The 17,915-nt window shown below is 38.2% G+C and carries 18 protein-coding genes; 8 read left to right on the plus strand and 10 right to left on the minus strand.

Annotated features, from left to right (window positions below):
* Positions 1-264 precede the first annotated feature (264 nt).
* From BCU84_RS09940 to BCU84_RS09965, 6 genes are all read right to left on the minus strand, one after another.
* The gene (locus tag BCU84_RS09940) at positions 265-633 is read right to left on the minus strand and encodes an MmcQ/YjbR family DNA-binding protein (protein WP_198589558.1); all 369 of its coding nucleotides are present in this window, start codon (positions 631-633) and stop codon (positions 265-267) included.
* 109 nt (positions 634-742) lie between these two features.
* Positions 743-1,609: a PhzF family phenazine biosynthesis protein gene (locus BCU84_RS09945; RefSeq protein ID WP_241906407.1), complete on the minus strand. Its 867-nt coding sequence runs from the start codon at positions 1,607-1,609 to the stop codon at positions 743-745.
* A gap of 95 nt (positions 1,610-1,704) precedes the next feature.
* A complete protein-coding gene (locus BCU84_RS09950; RefSeq protein WP_198589559.1) occupies positions 1,705-2,175 on the minus strand; it encodes an HAD hydrolase-like protein in 471 nt (156 codons plus the stop codon).
* A 117-nt stretch (positions 2,176-2,292) separates the two neighbouring features.
* Positions 2,293-2,691, minus strand: coding sequence for a GFA family protein (locus BCU84_RS09955; protein WP_157936216.1), 399 nt, complete (start codon positions 2,689-2,691; stop codon positions 2,293-2,295).
* 502 nt (positions 2,692-3,193) lie between these two features.
* Positions 3,194-5,368, minus strand: a complete 2,175-nt coding sequence (locus BCU84_RS09960; protein WP_133146635.1) for a diguanylate cyclase — start codon at positions 5,366-5,368, stop codon at positions 3,194-3,196.
* A gap of 641 nt (positions 5,369-6,009) precedes the next feature.
* Entirely contained in the window at positions 6,010-6,954 is a 945-nt protein-coding gene (locus tag BCU84_RS09965) for a chemotaxis protein CheV (protein ID WP_102527944.1), read from the minus strand.
* Positions 6,955-7,199: 245 nt separating this feature from the next.
* On the opposite strand from BCU84_RS09965, the gene BCU84_RS09970 reads away from it, so the two are divergent.
* The 5 genes from BCU84_RS09970 (at position 7,200) to BCU84_RS09990 (ending at position 10,763) form a co-directional block, all read left to right on the plus strand.
* Positions 7,200-7,742, plus strand: a complete 543-nt coding sequence (locus tag BCU84_RS09970; RefSeq protein ID WP_102527945.1) for a lipocalin family protein — start codon at positions 7,200-7,202, stop codon at positions 7,740-7,742.
* Positions 7,743-7,837: 95 nt separating this feature from the next.
* Complete coding sequence (locus BCU84_RS09975) at positions 7,838-8,386, plus strand: LON peptidase substrate-binding domain-containing protein (RefSeq protein ID WP_102527946.1); 549 nt, start codon at positions 7,838-7,840, stop codon at positions 8,384-8,386.
* A gap of 263 nt (positions 8,387-8,649) precedes the next feature.
* Complete coding sequence (locus tag BCU84_RS09980) at positions 8,650-9,300, plus strand: sigma-70 family RNA polymerase sigma factor (RefSeq protein WP_102527947.1); 651 nt, start codon at positions 8,650-8,652, stop codon at positions 9,298-9,300.
* Positions 9,293-10,003 (plus strand): ChrR family anti-sigma-E factor, encoded by a 711-nt coding sequence (locus tag BCU84_RS09985; RefSeq protein ID WP_102527948.1) that lies wholly within the window; start codon positions 9,293-9,295, stop codon positions 10,001-10,003. The genes BCU84_RS09980 and BCU84_RS09985 overlap by 8 nt, the downstream gene beginning before the upstream one ends.
* Before the next feature lie 586 nt (positions 10,004-10,589).
* Positions 10,590-10,763, plus strand: coding sequence for a hypothetical protein (locus tag BCU84_RS09990; protein WP_102527949.1), 174 nt, complete (start codon positions 10,590-10,592; stop codon positions 10,761-10,763).
* Positions 10,764-11,068: 305 nt separating this feature from the next.
* On the opposite strand, the gene BCU84_RS09995 is transcribed toward BCU84_RS09990, so the two are convergent.
* On the minus strand, positions 11,069-12,016 hold the full coding sequence (locus BCU84_RS09995; protein ID WP_102527950.1) for a 1-aminocyclopropane-1-carboxylate deaminase: 948 nt from the start codon (positions 12,014-12,016) through the stop codon (positions 11,069-11,071).
* A gap of 301 nt (positions 12,017-12,317) precedes the next feature.
* On the opposite strand from BCU84_RS09995, the gene BCU84_RS10000 reads away from it, so the two are divergent.
* On the plus strand, positions 12,318-12,731 hold the full coding sequence (locus BCU84_RS10000; RefSeq protein WP_102527951.1) for a YccF domain-containing protein: 414 nt from the start codon (positions 12,318-12,320) through the stop codon (positions 12,729-12,731).
* A 318-nt stretch (positions 12,732-13,049) separates the two neighbouring features.
* Here BCU84_RS10000 and BCU84_RS10005 read toward each other — a convergent pair whose 3' ends face one another.
* The gene (locus BCU84_RS10005) at positions 13,050-13,508 is read right to left on the minus strand and encodes an EVE domain-containing protein (RefSeq protein ID WP_102527952.1); all 459 of its coding nucleotides are present in this window, start codon (positions 13,506-13,508) and stop codon (positions 13,050-13,052) included.
* A 17-nt stretch (positions 13,509-13,525) separates the two neighbouring features.
* Positions 13,526-14,419 carry a LysR family transcriptional regulator gene (locus BCU84_RS10010; RefSeq protein ID WP_102527953.1) on the minus strand — a complete coding sequence of 298 codons (894 nt, stop codon included), beginning with the start codon at positions 14,417-14,419 and terminating at the stop codon, positions 13,526-13,528.
* A gap of 239 nt (positions 14,420-14,658) precedes the next feature.
* Between BCU84_RS10010 and BCU84_RS10015 the strand changes: the two genes are divergently transcribed.
* Positions 14,659-15,819, plus strand: coding sequence for a homogentisate 1,2-dioxygenase (locus BCU84_RS10015; protein WP_102527954.1), 1,161 nt, complete (start codon positions 14,659-14,661; stop codon positions 15,817-15,819).
* Between the two features lie 82 nt (positions 15,820-15,901).
* Positions 15,902-16,942, plus strand: a complete 1,041-nt coding sequence (hppD, locus tag BCU84_RS10020) for a 4-hydroxyphenylpyruvate dioxygenase (RefSeq protein WP_102527955.1) — start codon at positions 15,902-15,904, stop codon at positions 16,940-16,942.
* 186 nt (positions 16,943-17,128) lie between these two features.
* Here hppD and BCU84_RS10025 read toward each other — a convergent pair whose 3' ends face one another.
* Positions 17,129-17,887, minus strand: coding sequence for a pseudouridine synthase (locus tag BCU84_RS10025; protein ID WP_102527956.1), 759 nt, complete (start codon positions 17,885-17,887; stop codon positions 17,129-17,131).
* Positions 17,888-17,915 lie beyond the last annotated feature (28 nt).

A 17,915-nucleotide genomic window follows, 5' to 3' on the forward strand; every position in this document is an offset into this window, starting at 1 on the left:
CCAATTATAATTTGTCAGTCTTGTAATTAAACATGCAATATATGGCCATATTATTCGCAGTAAATTTAGCTTCAACGATTACTCGATGTAAGGCCATAAGATCAGTATCTTTGTTTATTTCCATATTGCCAATATTTCCGATATCCCCAATAACCTGATTGAAGTACAACACCCACTTAATCGAACAAAAACAGTTGGTTAAATTATGAATCTAGAGGAAACCTATCCAACTGATGACTAAACAGGGGGAAGAGCATAGTCCTGTTAATTTTCTTGTTTTATGTTTAACTCACGTTGTGCTTTTTTACTTAATGTTGAACAAGCCTTACGATAAGACCAACCAACTAACTCTGTTAAATACGCTGGATCAAATTCGCTAACGTTGACAATTGTAATCCAATGAAACCGATGCATGTAGCGAGCAGGTTTTACACCTGGTTGATCCGTTAGTTCCAAAAACCTTTCAGGGGATACACGGATACTAAAACGCCAACGTTCTGGTTCGCTTGTTTTAAAGTAAGCAAAGTTTCGAGCCCGCACTTTATATGTAAGTACGTTCGAAGGCTCACCTCTTTCTGCTACTGTTGCATCAGTAAGGCTCAAACATAGACTATTTATATCAGATACTTCCACGGTTTCTCCGAAACATACAACGCCCATTAAAGGGGCTAATGACAGTTTGATTACAATAAGTGAGGCACGAACGGAAAGCCAACTGTTATTAGTCCGTTTGAATGCCCTGTTATACGGGAATTACCAACTTACCGACGATACTCGCAAAGCCACCCACTTTCACATTGATTACACCAGAGTTATCAGATTTAACAGATGCTGTAATTATAGAAGTACAACCCATAGATCTACCTTGCTCAAAAACATAGTCACATCCCAAAGCTAGATACTCTGTGAGATAACATGCTAAAGCACCACTAGAGCTGCCCGTAGCTGATTCTTCTGAGATACCAAATAATGGAGCAAAATTACGACAGCTTGCTGTAAGTTTACTTTCAGCGTCACAAAGCTCAAAAACATGAAAACCAACAACTTTATGATTTTCACAAAAGTTAGCGATTAGTTCATCATCTGGTTCTATTACATCTAAATATCCGTTAGGAACAGGAATAATCACATCAGGTAGCCCCGTTGAAATAACTTCAATAGGTAACTTCGTGCTTTCTAAAATATTGCTTTCAATGCCAATAACTTTTGAAATTTCTTGGTATGAGAAGGTATCTAACTTTTGCGGCAATTGCATCTCCATCACTACTTTACCATTTGGCTCGATGATCACTGGTAACATTCCAACTTTCGTGCGTTGAACATAAGAGCCTGCTGCAAGAATACCCTTTTGGTACAGAATATAAAAAGTTGCTAATGTAGCGTGACCGCAAAAGTCAACTTCGCCTGTTGTAGTATAGAAAGAGACTTCACAATCAGCTTCGTCGTCACTGGAAACAAAAGCCGTTTCTGAATATCCTACTGCTTGTGCAATTTTGAGTTTTTTAGCATCCGATAGTTGGTCGGCATTCAAGACAACACCTGCTGGGTTTCCGCCTTTTTCATTTATTGTAAATGAGTTTACCAACGCAACTTCGATATTAACCAACACTCAGCCTCCCGCATAACGCTCTCAATTGTAGTTGCCTAAAATGTGAAGCAGAGCGAAACAAACTAACTGTTATTTGTCCCGTTTTAAACAGCTTACTATAAGTACAACTCACTTAACCCTCTAATTACTTTAACATTATCTGTAGCTGACTCTATATGTTTTGAAGTGAACCAGAATGGTTGAATGCCAGTGGCTATTGCAGGTTTAATATCTTTATCAAAGTTATCACCAACCATAGCCACATTCTCTGAATGGACTTTTAATTTATCCAAAATAGAATTGAGAAATTCAGGGCTTCCTTTAGATAACCCCAAGTTAGCTCTGCAAAAATAACCTGATATGAATTGGCTCAAACCCACACGTTCAAAAGCCTGTTGAATTTCTAACTCAGTTGAATCGGCAGCACCTGTAGCAATATAGATTTGGGCATTTTTAGATAGCACTTCTAAAGCTTCTTTAGCTCCAGTGACAGGCTCAACAATTTCCCAGTTACACATTTTTCCTGTAACACCAGGGAAATCAACCATCAAAGTGTCGCCCCAATCAAAAAGATATACGTTTATCACCAAACCTCCATGTATTTAACGCCTAATAATGGGTAAATTGTAGTTGGTCTAAATACTCGACGAAGGAGCAAAAACCAACCGTAATTTGTTCTTATTTATTAGCTTGTTATGTGCGACTCACCCCTGAACTTGCCAATTCTCAGGCAAATTAACCCAATTACATTTTTTAGAGCTATTCAATGTATGAGTTGGCTCTAAAATTTCAGATTCGGCGAAACACCCACCAGCAACACCAATTAAATGAGGCAATGTTGATATAGTCCAATAAAGCGTTGTGCCACATTTAGTGCAAAAGTGACGATTTTGTTCGTGATTTAGCTCTTTATGCCGTAATTTATAAATTTTAGTATCACCTGATTTTTTTAATACTGCATCAGCTTTAAAATAAGTAGAGATACCAAAAGCGCTTCCAGTACGTTGTTTACAGTTTGTACAATTACAAACAGAGTTCATTTCAGGCTCACCTGAGAGGGATATAGAAATTTGCTTACAACAGCAAGTAGCTTCGAGTGTCACAAAACCTTCCTTTGCATATAGCAACTGTATAGTGAGCATGCACATTTATCACATCAGACCTGTGAAAGTGCGCAACACTAAATAATTTAATTACATTACTCAAAAAAACATCCATATTCCAGCTGTCAAAATGCGCATGGGCATTTATCTTACGCAATAATCCAGACATTAACGATTGATTTTATGATTTTATGAATTTATGAATTTATGATTTTATGATTTTATGATTTTATGATTTTATGATTTTATGATTTTATGAATTAGAAATGTATGACAAAAAATTAAGTGCGCAAATAAAGTTTACAAATTTACTTGAAAAAAGGCCCCCCAATAACACTGTGTAAGCATACAGTTTAGTAATAAAGACAAGGATGTTTATTCATGGCGACTAAAAGTCCATTTATAACTGACATGCGGCAACAGATGAGAATGAAAGGTTATAACATCAGAACGGAAAGGCCTATTTTTGCAGTTAGACTTAATAAATCACTCTACATAAGCGTTAATCGTGTTTCATGCTTTTGGATTCCCATCGAGTGACTCTGTTTCTGCCTTGGTATTTTGATTGATATAACGCCATGTCTGCACGTTCAATTAAGGTTAGGTTGCATTCAACATCAACGCTAAATGAGGCTACACCGAAGCTACAAGTGACTGTAATTGATTCAAATTGACTACTTTCAATGCCTTGTCGCATTTGTTCTGCAATTTGTTCTGCTTCTTTCTCGCTTGAGTCGGGTAATAAGATACAGAACTCTTCGCCCCCGAACCTCGCCACCGTATCCGCTTCACTGGCGTTATTCATCAACACTTTTGCGACGCCTTGTAACACTTTGTCGCCAGAGGTATGACCGTAGGTATCGTTGATGGTCTTAAAGGAGTCTATATCCGCCAGTAGCACAGAGTATTGTATGGGCGTCTTTGACGGCTCGAAGCTTTCGTTAAAGCGCTGGTATAATATACGACGATTATAGCAGTTGGTTAACGGGTCTCTCGACGCTAAGTAATCGAGTTCTCTGTTTATTGCACGGGTATTCTTGTATCGATAGAGGATATAAAAAACCAGGATGACAAAAACCGATAGTGTCGTGATGAGTAAAAATATGGAAAAACGTTTCTTTTTTATCTCTAATTCAGTAATTTTTTGCGACTGAAGCATGAGCGCAATTTGAGTTTGTTGTTGGTCTAATTTAAGAGCACTTAACTCTGCATCTTCACGCAAAGCATCTAATTCAGTTTCTAGCTTGTAAGATGCCAAAATGACTTGGTTTTTTGTGAAATCAAATGCCTCTCGTTCTTTTTGGATAATTTGTGATAATTGATATTTTTCCTCTGAGTACAGCAGAGATTTTGTTAAGTTTCCTTTGATTTTTTCTGCTTCTTTTAACCAATGGTAGGTCATCAATATATTTTCTTTATCATCAACCTCAGAAGACAGTAGCAATGCTTGTTCCAAAAATGAAATCGCTTTCTCGACATCTTTTTCGAGCACAGCTTTGCCTAAGTAATTAAGGGATTGGACTTGAAATTCAGCTTGTTTGTATTCAATTGCTAATGCGAGAGATTGCTTAAAATAACCTGTCGCTATGGCGGCCTTTTCTTGTTTTAGGTAATTGGTTCCTAGCAAAAAATGGATGCGGGTTGTTTTTGAATAACTGTTCATTGATTGATAGAGCTGCAATGCTGTCGTTAGCATATTAATCGATTTTGCTAAGTCATTTTGATAATAATGAATAACCCCTAATTCACGAAATGCCGCTGCGCGCGTTTCAGGTTCCACTTTATCTATTGGCAAAGCAATAGTTTGAGAGTAAAAAGATTTTGCATTATTTAACTGATCTAACTTGGTATAGATTAGGCCGATTTGATTGTCTACTTCAGCTAAGTGGCGTAAATCATTTTCTTGCTCATAAATATGCTTTGCTTGTTGAATATAATCTAAAGATTTCTCGTAATGGCCTATGTTGCGATAAATAATACCTGAAGCCAGTGCGACTTGTGCATAACGCGATGTTGATGGACTGATCGAAGACAGGATGTTTAAACTTCGGCGGGCATGATCAAGTGCTCTGATATAGTTTCTCTGCTTATTTTCAGCCATTGCAATATTTTTTAAGGCAATGGCTACCGCTAGAGCATCCTCTCTACCCTGCTGAATAACTAGTGACTTTTGATAATTAGCAATAGATTCGGGGATATCTTTTAGGTGCTTATAACACTGCGCAATTTCATGATATATGGCTGCTAATTGTTTTTTTGAGTCATCGTCGTTGCCAGTAATCAACGGGATAACTTTTTCGAACTGCACAACGGCATTATTAAACTTTTTCTGTTTATAGTTAAGCTTTCCCGCTGTGGTATAGATATCGACTAACACGCTTGTGTTTTTAGAGCTGAAATCATCTGTAAGCAACTGATTAATAATAACTTCAGCAGCATGGTAATCTTTTTGGGATATAAGTGATTTTGCCTTGCTTAGCGCATTGTTAATTTGCTCACTCAGGGGGATTGTGGCTTCTGATGACAATTCTGTTTCGTTGCTTTTCGCTTGAATGTTAGATGCAATCATAGTGAGTGCCAGCGCCACAATAAGAATACTTAAGAACATCCGGTTGGTATTGATATTGGTATTGATATCAAACATATAAGAGTATCTAAAATAAAGTGAACGTAGCACTGATTGTAGTCCTTTTCACTTAAATATAATATTCACTTCATCGTTTTTTTGTAGCGTTTAGATTTTCATGAAAAATAAGAAAATATCATAACCCCCGTTTATCATATGTTGCCTGATTGAATATCATTTTCTAAGCGTGCAGTGACAAGCTTATCTCTATAAATATATGGTTAATCTACTAAAGATTTATCGTGGCAATATGTGTTCTCGCCCTCAACTAGGTGCATCTGTCACTATGATGGATATCTTTGTCGGTGTCCTATTCATGAAACATCTTTTAGGGAACAATTAAGAAAGCGCTGCTAATCAGTAAACTACCGAAACAAGTAAATCACACTTTTCGGCATACCTTTACAACGCAATAATGACAAAAGGCAGCGGATATTCAACTAGTGCAGGAATTGCTAGGCATTGAGATTTAAAAAACACTAAGCTTTAAACTCATGATATTGGCCGTCATTTCAGACATACCTTAAGCCCTGTAGACAGGTAATTATTCAGACAGCTAGTGTTTTTAAAAGATAGTGTTTTAGACAGATAATAATTTGACTCAGTTAAACGCTGTAAAAAAGACACTAACATTAACTTACTTAATGTAAGCGTCTTAATCAGCGAGTATAGATTCGTGTCACTTAATTAGTCTACGACTCCAATACAGTCTTTAATCGTTTCTGCACCACACCCACTAATAAATCAGGTTGAAACTTTGAGATAAACTCATCACAACCGACCTTTTCGACCATAGCATGGTTAAAACTACCGCTAAGTGATGTGTTTAGCGTGATAAATAAGGATGACATCCGCTTATCGGCGCGTATCTCAGAGGTGAGTTTATAGCCATCCATCTCTGGCATTTCAGCATCCGTTATCATCATTAATAACTCAGTTGATACGTCTTTACCTTCATCTGCCCAGCGCTGTAGTAATTGTAGCGCTTGTAATCCATCCGAGGCTTCAATAATCTCAATGCCCAGCTGACTTAGGGTATCTCTAACCTGCTTTCTTGCGGTTGAAGAGTCATCCACAATCAGTATTTTCTTGCCTGGCATTTGGGATGCAAGTTGTTCATCTAACACACCTTCTGAAAGGGTAATGTCATAGTCAATAATTTCGGCAAGTACCTTTTCCACATCAATAATAGATACTAAACGTTCGACATCATTATCCTGCAACTTGGTAATTGCTGTTAGGTAATTATTAGGGCCTGCTGACTTTGGTGGCGGCATAATGTCGCTCCATGTCATATTAACAATGTGCTCTACTTTACCGACTAAAAAACCCTGCACGCTGCGGTTATATTCTGTGATAATTAAATTACAATCATCAGACACTGGCATTGGGCTAAACCCAATCGCCCCTCTAAGATTGATCACCGGAATCGACAGTCCGCGAATATTGGCCACACCACTTATATTGGATTTGCTACCGGGAATCGCACTTAACGCGGGTAACTTAACCACTTCTTTTACTTTGAAAACATTAATCGCAAATAATTGAGTTGCATTTATTTTGAACAGTAGTAATTCCAACCGGTTTTCGCCCACTAATTGGGTGCGTTGATCTACAGTATCAAGAACTTTCTTCATTATGGTGTCTCAGTTAACTCAACATCGATTTGGTTAAATTATAATTGATTTAGATAAAAAAACTGTAAAGTTCATCGTAATAAAACAGTCTCGTTCCAAAATTATTTCTATTTAGTGTAAATTTACAACAATCATAATTTTATTAAGATCTTATCGGCACGAAACGCCGTATCATTAGCTATAAATCAACAAGCCGCAGTCAAGGCTTTGAATCATCAGAAAAACATCCCTATAAAGGAAATAAGATGCGCAAAAAAACAGTAAAAATAATCGCTTCTACTTTATTACTTTTATCTACCAGCGCCTGCACTATGCTTGACACCAAAGTGGCTGTTATTGATGACTTTAATCTAGATAATTATCTTGGTACTTGGCATGAAATTGCCAGGTTAGACCATTCGTTTGAAAGAGGCTTAAGCCAAGTTACCGCAACCTACTCTTTAGAAGGCGACAAAGTTGTGGTCATTAATAAAGGGTTTTCTGAACAAAAATCTCGTTGGAAAGAAGCTGAAGGTAAAGCTTACTTTATGGAATCGAATGATATCGCCCGTTTAAAAGTGTCCTTTTTTGGCCCTTTCTATGGCGCTTATCAAGTGCATGACATTACGACTGATGAGCAAGGAAATTACCAAGCCTCACTCGTTATTGGGCCCAATAATGAATATGCCTGGATTTTAGCCCGTAGCACCAGTATTTCTGCCGAAGTAAAGCAACGCTTTGTTGAAAAAATGAATACTTTAGGTATTAAAGAACAAGAATTAATTTGGGTTAAGCAAAACGAGCAATAAATAGTGATCATCACGTGGGACAAGGTCGTATACATACCTGATTTAACAATAAACCTTGTCTCTCACATTGAGTCAATCATCATATAGGTGCAGTTATGATTTTACCCTTGTTTCCACTGTCAATTTGTCTACTGCCACAAGGCTTTACGCAACTAAGAATTTTTGAGCCTCGCTACAAGCGTTTGGTCGCCGAATCTTTAAAGTCTGGTGAAGGATTTGGCTTATGTATGCTCAACAGTAGCAACGAACTGATGCCCATTGGCACTTGGGTACACATCATTGACTTTGAAACATTAGATGATGGCTTGCTAGGGATCAGCATTGAAGGTCGACAACGTTTTAAAGTCAATCAGTTTGACGTTGAAACTGATGGACTTAAGCGCGGTGATGTTACTTTACTCCCTGATTGGCCAAGCAGTGATTTAATCCCTAATCAGCAATTCCTGAGTGAGTCACTGCTGCAAATTCTTGAGCAATACCCGACTCACTTGTCTCATTATAACAAAGACGACTTTGAAAACATTTCTTGGGTTTGTCAGCGTTGGTTAGAGATTATGCCGATTACGGCTGAAGAAAAGTATCAATGCATCAATAGCCATAACCATGAAATGACCCAAGAGTTGATTACAAGCATCATTAAGTAATGATGCTTGGTTTATTCATCATGCCATGAGTACGACATTGACTCATTACTTCACTCCCTTTTTTCACCTTCCAAAACCCGATTAAGCTCATAACAAAACAAGTTCAACAAAGTTTAATAAATTTATGATCTTTTCTATTCTGGTTTGCGTATCAATATTCAAGTCGCATGTTCACCGTTTTAATCATCTCAAAAGAAAAGTGAACATCTGTATTTTTCGAAGTTTATTTATAAGACTTCATTTGTAGACGCGAGTGAAAATAAATGGAAAATTTTCAATCACAAACGCCACAAAATCGTTATGATAAAGGTATGTTATCTAAAAATAATAGTGCCATGACCACAAACGATTCTAGTGACAACGAAGCGCAGTACCTTGCAGAGCTTATGATGCAAGTCGCTAATGATCGCAGCAAAGCTGCATTTGCAAAATTGTTTGCACACTTTTCTCCTAAGATCCGTGCATTCGGTATGCAGAGGTTAAGTCAACAAGGTCTAGCAATGGACTTGGTTCAAGAAACCATGACTCGTGTGTGGACCAAAGCACATCTATACAATGCAGACAAAGCAGCCGTAAGCACCTGGGTGTTTACTGTAATGAGAAATCAGTGCTTTGATATGCTGCGTAAAGTGCAAAATAACCGTGAAGATGCTTATGGTGATGACATTTGGCCTTTATTCGAATCAGATGAAAGCGATGAAACAGATAACGACTTTAAACTTTCAGCGACATTACTCAAACACGTTGATGACTTGCCACCACTTCAAAAACAAGTGGTACAAGGGATCTATATGCAAGAGCTGACTCAACAAGAGCTTGCAGACAAACTTAAAGTGCCCATTGGTACGGTAAAATCAAGATTAAGACTCGGTTTAGAAAAGTTAAAAGGCTTCATGGAGAAACATTATGATTAAGTATCACCCCAATCAGGACTTGTTAACACTCCATGCAAAAGGCGAGCTTCCTTTATCTCTTTCAATTGCTGTTTCAGCCCACTGTGAACTTTGTGCTGAATGTACTGAAAAAGTCACTGCACTAACATTAGCGGCGTCTGATGAAAATTTTGCGATGTCACAAGTATCAACTGATAACACTCAAATGAACGCGGCATTAGATGCAGATCTTGAAGCATTGCTAGCTGATATGATGTCAGACGATAGCGTACTTGATAACGCTCCAGCAGCGACTATAGGTGCTTCAGAAAACATAAGCGCTTCGGCAAATATCAGTACCAATGTTAAAGGGCAGGATTACACCTTACCCCGCGCATTCAGGCAGCAAGTGGTTAATCACTGGCAAGGAATTGGCAAAGTCAGTCGTTTACGCTTAGACACTGGTGAAAATCAAGCTCGTGCTAGTTTGCTACACATTGCTGAAAATGGCGAGATACCACAACACAGCCATAAAGGTGAAGAGTTAACCTTGTTGTTAGCTGGCGAGTTTAGTGATGAATACAACACTTACACTGCAGGCGATTTCATTTTACTTAATGGCGAACATGAACACAGCCCTAAAACAGTAGAAGGTTGTTTATGTTATACCGTTGTAGATGCACCTTTGTATTTCACCAAAGGCATTAGCAAGTTGCTCAACCCTATCGGTGAGTTGATTTACTAAAGCGAGATAGATCCAGTAATTTGCTTAAATGAATTAAGCACTGTGAGTTATTTACACCAAATCATTTACAGTAAAAGCGCAGCGATAGTTACCGACACATATAGTGTTTGGTAACTATTGCTGTTGTTTTACATTTTTCGGTGAATTTATCCCCGAAAAAACACTGATTAGTTCACCTTTTAGTCTGAAACTGTTCTATTTTGAAAAAAATGTATTGCTATATAAAAAATATACGCATATTATCCGTTATGTTATTAAGTTAACTTGTATTTATTCGTTTACCCTTCTGTTAGTCATATAACTGCACCAGTAAACCCACACTACAAGTCATTTTGCAAAGTTCAACATTGTCGATAATTGTCATTAGTTTGTCATATGGCTATGTTCAACTATTCAAAGCAAGTATGTTGGCGATTAAAAAAATTAATCAATTTAAGCCTACTTGTAAGTGTAATGAACACAATTAACTTAAGCAGACAAAACTAAACCAATACACAAAGAAACTTACGCAACACAACTGCTTAAGGATATTTATTGTTATTACTTACTCACCATTAGGTGAAATTTTAAACAAGGAGTGTGGCACATGTCATACAACATTAATGGTCATGAAATTACAGTTAACTTCCCTGTAAACTCAATATCATCAAACAAAAACTCAATAGCTTTTACTGACAGCCAAGGTAAAACTAAAACAACTTTTTCAAAGCGCACTGAAGCGTTAAAATTTATGAAATGGTTGATTACGGCTAACAAGTAACACTTTCTATAACGCTTGCGTTATTCATTTGCTCAGTTACTCAATAAACATCGCTTCTCGGTATTTCCTCTCACACATTACCGGACGTTTATTAGAACTGAGCAATATGAAAAGACCCCTCTCTCGAATCACTAACCGATTCTCAGTATCACTGACCTATTCACAAAATCACTGGCCAAGTTTGTCAATTTCCGTTTTACGCACAATACCCCACCAAAATATAAATAACGATAAATACAAAACCTAAACTGACATACTTCCTCATCAGTCTTATTTGAGTGTTACTTTGCCTGATACTTGCGATGTTACTTTGCCTGATACTTGCGATGATACCTGGCTAACATGCTTGGATTACCTAACACGCCACCTTGATGCAAATACATTAGCGGCGCAGTGTTATCTATATTATCCACGGTACTTGATTGCGTTAAAAAATGTTCAAGCATAATAAAACCCACTGGATCGTATAACAGCTCAAATTCAATGCCACTTGCACACACGCGCTGCCACATCTCATAACACTCACGTTTTAACTTTCCAAAGTGATATTTATTGCCATTAGAGATAATACGTGGATGATGAAGCGCATTTTCGCTTAACTGATTGAACTGCAACTTTAGGTAATCATCACCACCAACGCAGCTACAAGTCAGTACATTCACTTCTGGTAAAGCTTCATGCTCAAGTCGCTTTATCTTAAAGAAGCGTTGTAAGAATAATGCTGTGGTGCCAGTGCCTGATGGTAAAAATAGGTTTAGGGTTGAATAGTGTTTTTCATGCATCCAGTCGAGAATTTGTTGACCTAGTTGTTCAAGGCCAATAGCGGCATACTCACAGCGACCGCCCTCTGGAATATACAATTCATTGTCTAACGCTGATCTGGCAAGCTCTGTCACATAGCTATCAAGGCTTTCAGTGACATGCTCAGGCTTTTCGATGATATTGGCACCATTATCAAGTGCCGCCAAATAATTACCTTGTGGGTTTTGCTGTAAGTAATGGGCGATATGGTCAACATAATAATCCAACTGCCAGCCGCGCATTTTTGCCAACACAGCAAGCGAATGCAAAGAGTTGGCTTGCGCAGAACCATAACCCACCAGCTTAGTGATTTCAGGACATTCTTTTTCAAGAAAATACTGAAACTTGCGGGCTTTGTTGCCACTAAAGTCTGGATGGATCAGGTCGTCACGTTTAACAAATATTTCTCGCTGCGCAAATGTCATGGTCTCGACGGGCGTGGGCGCAAACATAATGATTCACTTATTCAATGATTAAAAACCTTAATGACTATTTTACCTAAAAATTAGTGAGAACCGCTATCTCGAACTTATCCTAGAATGTATTCAATAACATTCCATGAGCCTTGTTGGATATATTTGTTTGATAAGGTCAAGCTGCATAAATGAATAAAATCGATATAAAACAGAAGCTAAGATGAGTCCTACTTTAAAATATAAGCAATGAAAAATTATTGGCACATTTCTAGCTATCTAAGCATAAGACTTAAAAAAGACTTAACAATTTTATTCATTCGAAACTAAGGGATTATCAATGTCAGTGTTGAGATTAATATTTAATATTGCGTGGTTCATCATGGGCGGGTTTGTAATGGGACTTGCGTGGTGGTTAGCAGGGCTATTATGTTTTGTCAGTATTGTTGGTATTCCTTTTGGACGTGCTTGCTTTGTGATTGGCGAAATGGCTTTTTGGCCTTTTGGACAAGAAAATGTCAATCGCAAACATTTATCAGGAATTGAAGACTTTGGTACGGGCCCATTAGGTATGGTCGGTAATGTTATTTGGTTCTTATTCTGTGGTATTTGGTTAGCTATTGGTCACCTAACCCATGCTCTGGCTTGTTTTGTGACTATCATCGGTATTCCGTTTGCGATACAACATGTCAAATTAGCACTATTAAGCCTCACGCCTATCGGCCAAACAATTGTAGCTAAAGAAAGTTACTAATCTAGCTAAAACAAGTGACTAATCTAGCTAAAAAGAGTGACTAACTGAAACAACACAATGCGGATAGCATCAAGCGTATAGATAGGGCCTGTTGATCTTTCGAGGTTGTTTTTGCAGCGAATTGTTGATCATTTGTACAAGGCAGAGACTTTGTGGTTTAGTTCTTCATAAAAAGCTTATTCTACATAAAAAGTCGATAACGCAGTAAAAATGATCAACAGGCCCTAGACACTTACCAAAAAGGAACTCAATTGAATTCCTTTTTGGTATCCACTTTTATAACTGATATTAATAATCGGAGTCGCAATATTAAGACCTTTACTCAAGGGACAATATGTAATCAAACTCTTGCTGAGTGACAGGTTGTACACTAAGTCTTGCTCCCTTGCTGACTAATACCATTTTAGCCAGATTAAGATCTGCTTTTAATTCAGCCAGCGTAATAATACGTTTAAATTTTGATTTAAAGGTTAAATCTACTGCTACCCAGCGTGGATTATCAATGGAAGATTTAGCATCAAAGTAGGCTGAAGTTTGATCAAAAGCACTTTGGTCAATATAAGGCTCTGATGATACTGTTGCTAAACCCACTATGCCTGGCACTTTACAACTTGAATGATAAAAAAAGACTGTATCGCCGAGCTTTACTTTATCCCGTAAAAAATTACGGGCTTGATAGTTTCTGATCCCATCCCAAGTTTCTGTTTTATTTTTGCATTGCTGTAAATCATCAATACTGAACTCATCAGGTTCAGATTTCATTAACCAATAAGCCATATCTCGTTCCTATTTTTCTAGCTTTCATCAAACAAAGCGAATTCTTCTAAAATTAAATCTGTGAATAACTGCCCTGCTCGGCCTAATGGTCGCTCAAGTGTCGACACTAACTTCGGGGTGAAACGAAAACGATGACCACCAACAAAATCAACAATCGCTAGCTGAGTGCTGTCGAGCTCTTCAGCAATTAAATATTCTGGCATCCAGCCAAAGCCTAATCCTTTTAGTAAGGCATTTTTTTTCATGATAAAGCCTGATAAATAAAACACTTTATCGCCACCAAATTGTAACTCATCTCGCTGTTTTGTCGGTGCAGAATCTTCGATGGTCAGTTCAACATGTTGCTGCAATTCAGATAAACTCACCGATGACATGGTGGCTAAAGGATGCTGCGCTGAACACACTAAAATGCTGGTCACTGTGGGTAATTGTTTTGCAGAGAAATATGGCGCAGCAACATAATCTTTGACCAACATTAAATCAGCTTTATCACGCTCAAATCGATGCTGAACCCCGCCTAAGAACTCCATATTCAGCTGCACTTTAGTAGGAACATTATTCTCAGACATACGCTTAAGCGCGGTCATGATGGGCTCCATCGGTAAAGCGCCATCAATGACCAACTCAAGCTTTGGCTCCCAGCCTTCACTAAATCGGCTGGCCAAATGTTCAATATTCGATAAATGCTGCAGTAATCGCTGTCCTTCAACCAAAATGACTTTGCCTTCAGGGGTTAACTCAGCACGGTATTGATCTCGATTAAATAATTGCACCCCTAAATGCTGCTCAAGCTTTTTAACTTGATAGCTTACCGCAGACTGTGCTTTGTGTAATCGCTCTGACGCTTTAGAAAAACTTCCTTCTTCAACAAGCACTTGCAGAACATTAAAGGCTTCTACATCAATTTTCATTTTTTACCCTCTCGCAAGCTCTGTCCAATTGCTGTGACACTATTGTAAACAAATCAATACCATCTAAAAAATTGATTAAGTTACGTGGTTTATTATTCTTTTTTTTGTCCATTCTAGCAACTAAATTGATAACTAGATCACAAAGTGTTTGATTTTATTGCGCTAGAAAACACCAACAAAAACAGCGCCAGTATCAAATTAAATACCATTTAAAGAGTAAATTAGATTAAGGAGTCAGTATGCCTGTATATGTTCAGCAAGGTCAGATACCTGCTAAACGTCATATCGCTTTCGAAAAAGAATCGGGCGAGTTATATCGTGAGGAATTATTTTCAACTCACGGTTTTTCTAATATTTACTCCAACAAATATCATCACAACATGCCAACTAAAGCACTGGCTGTTGCACCTTACTCAGTTGATCATGGTGAAACTTGGCAGGATTCATTAATCCAAAACTACAAGCTGGACTCACGCCAAGCTGATTGTGAAGGCAACTTTTTTAGTGCCCGTAATAAAATATTCTTTAATAGCGATGTCGCTATGTACACCGCAAAAGTCTCTGAAGATACCGCTGAGTTTTATCGTAATGCTTATGCAGACGAAATTATCTTTATTCACAATGGTTCGGGTAAATTGCTCAGTGAGTATGGCGAACTTGAAGTTAAGCAATGGGACTATTTAATTATCCCACGCGGCACGACTTATCAGCTTAAGTTTGATGATTACGCCAACGTTCGCTTGTTTGTCATTGAGTCATTCTCAATGGTTGAAGTGCCTAAGCATTTTAGAAATGAATACGGACAAATGCTTGAGTCTGCCCCTTATTGCGAGCGCGACTTTAGAACACCTGTATTAGCTGAAGCCGTTGTTGAACAAGGTGAATTTCCGCTAGTGAGTAAGTTTGGTGATAAATATCAAGTGACAACACTAGAGTGGCACCCATTTGATCTTGTTGGCTGGGACGGTTGTGTTTACCCGTGGGCATTTAACATCACCGAGTATGCTCCTAAGGTCGGCAAAATTCATTTACCGCCTTCTGACCATATCGTATTCACAGCTAACAACTTTGTAGTATGCAACTTTGTGCCACGTCTTTATGACTTCCACCCTCAATCTATTCCAGCGCCTTATTACCACAACAATATCGATAGTGACGAAGTCCTATATTACGTTGATGGCGATTTCATGAGCCGTAAAGGGATTGAAGCCGGTTATATGACCCTGCATCAAAAAGGTGTGCCTCATGGGCCGCAACCAGGAAAAACCGAAGCATCAATCGGCAAAACAGAAACCTACGAATATGCGGTAATGGTAGATACCTTTGCACCACTTAAATTAACCGCTCATGTAAAAAACTGCATGAGTGATGATTACAACCGTTCATGGATTGAATCATAACAACAAAATTTGATTCACCTGTACTCAGTTTAAACGTCACCAAAGAGTGACGCTCAAAGCAAATAAAATTAAGGAAAACACAATGGCGAGCGAAACAAACCCACTTGGTCTTTTAGGCATTGAATTTACAGAATTTGCCAGCCCTGACACTGATTTTATGCATCAAGTGTTTATTGACTTCGGTTTTTCTATGCTTAAAAAAGCAAAAGCGAACGATATTGTTTATTACAAACAAAACGATATTAATTTCTTACTGAACAAATCTAAGCAAGGTTTCTCTGCTGATTTTGCTAAGTCTCATGGACCTGCAATTTGTTCTATGGGCTGGCGTGTTGAAGATGCTGAGTTTGCCTTTAACGAAGCCGTTGCTCGTGGTGCAAAACCTGCTGATGATGCAGCAAAAGACATGGCATACCCTGCAATTTACGGCATCGGTGACAGCTTAATTTATTTCATCGACGTATTCGGTGAAGCGCAAAATATCTACATCAATGATTTTGAAGACTTAGCAGAGCCAATGATTGTTGAAGAGAAAGGCTTTATGGAAGTCGATCACTTAACCAACAACGTTTACAAAGGCACCATGGAAAAATGGGCTAACTTTTATAAAGACATTTTTGCCTTTACTGAAGTGCGCTACTTTGACATCAGCGGCGCACAAACCGCATTGGTATCTTATGCGCTTCGCTCTCCAGATGGCAGTTTCTGCATTCCAATCAATGAAGGTAAAGGCAACAATAACAACCAAATTGATGAATACTTAGGCGAGTATAACGGCCCAGGTGTACAACATTTAGCATTTAGAAGCCGCGATATCGTAGGTTCTTTAGATGCAATGGAAGGCACTGCAATTAAGACGCTAGATATTATTCCTGAATATTACGACACCATTTTCGATAAGTTGCCACAAGTGACTGAAGATCATGACCGTATTAAGCATCACCAAATCTTAGTCGATGGTGATGACGATGGTTACTTATTACAAATTTTCACTAAAAACTTATTTGGTCCTATTTTCATTGAAATTATTCAACGTAAGAATAACTTAGGATTTGGTGAAGGTAACTTCAAAGCGTTATTTGAGTCTATTGAACGTGACCAAATGAAACGTGGTGTGCTTTAACGAATACGGCTAATGAAGCCTTATTCTTGGTAAATAAAAAAGCCCGCTGTTTTTAACAGCGGGCTTTTTACGTTCTGAACTTATTCCGTTTTTTTAAAAATGCACGTCCCTTTAAAAAGGTGCTTTTTTCAATAGGGTTTCTTAAAATAGCGTTTCTTAAAATAGTGTTTCTAAAAAAGGCGCTTATTAAAACGGAATATCGCAGTCTATTTCAAATCGAATCCCTATCACTGGGTGAGTGAAGCTTAAATAACTGGCATGCAGTAATAGCCTTGATGCTAGAGTTTCTGATATTGCATTGCGGTATAAATCGCACCCCAGAATCGGGTGACCAATATGTTGACTATGGATCCTTAGTTGGTGTGTACGACCGGTAATCGGCGTGAATTTTACCCGCGTCACTGGCACTTTTTGCTCGGATTTTTCGGCATTAACATTGACGCTGATATTGGCATAGACATTAATACTGGCGCCAACATTAGCATTAGCATTGGCGTTAACAAAGCTCTCCTCAATCACCTCAAACTCTGTTAGCGCTTGTTTACCTGTATCGCTACAGATTTTCATGTAAGGAAAATTATCGAGATCCTTCGCGATTGCAGCGTTAATCGCACCCAAGCTTTGTAACTCATCTGATAAATGACCATGCAGCACTGCGTGATAACGCTTATTAATGGTTTTATCTTGAAACTGCTTGGTTAGTTGGCCATTGATCGTTTTATTTAATGCCACCAGCATAATGCCAGAGGTGCCAAAATCGAGACGATGAACCAGTGTTGCCGTCGGGAAATCTTGCACTAAACGATAATGAACAGAGTCTTTATTAAGTGGGTTCTTACCCGATAAACTCAGTAAACCACTGGGTTTATTGATCAACAATAAATGCTCATCTTGATATAGGATGGAAATCTGTTCAGCGCATGGTGGGGCAATAAATTCTGTCATCACAGCCTTAGGTATTTATTAAGGCAAG

The sequence above is a fragment of the Shewanella sp. 10N.286.51.B7 genome, assembly GCF_002873615.1.
Classification (GTDB): domain Bacteria; phylum Pseudomonadota; class Gammaproteobacteria; order Enterobacterales; family Shewanellaceae; genus Shewanella; species Shewanella electrodiphila.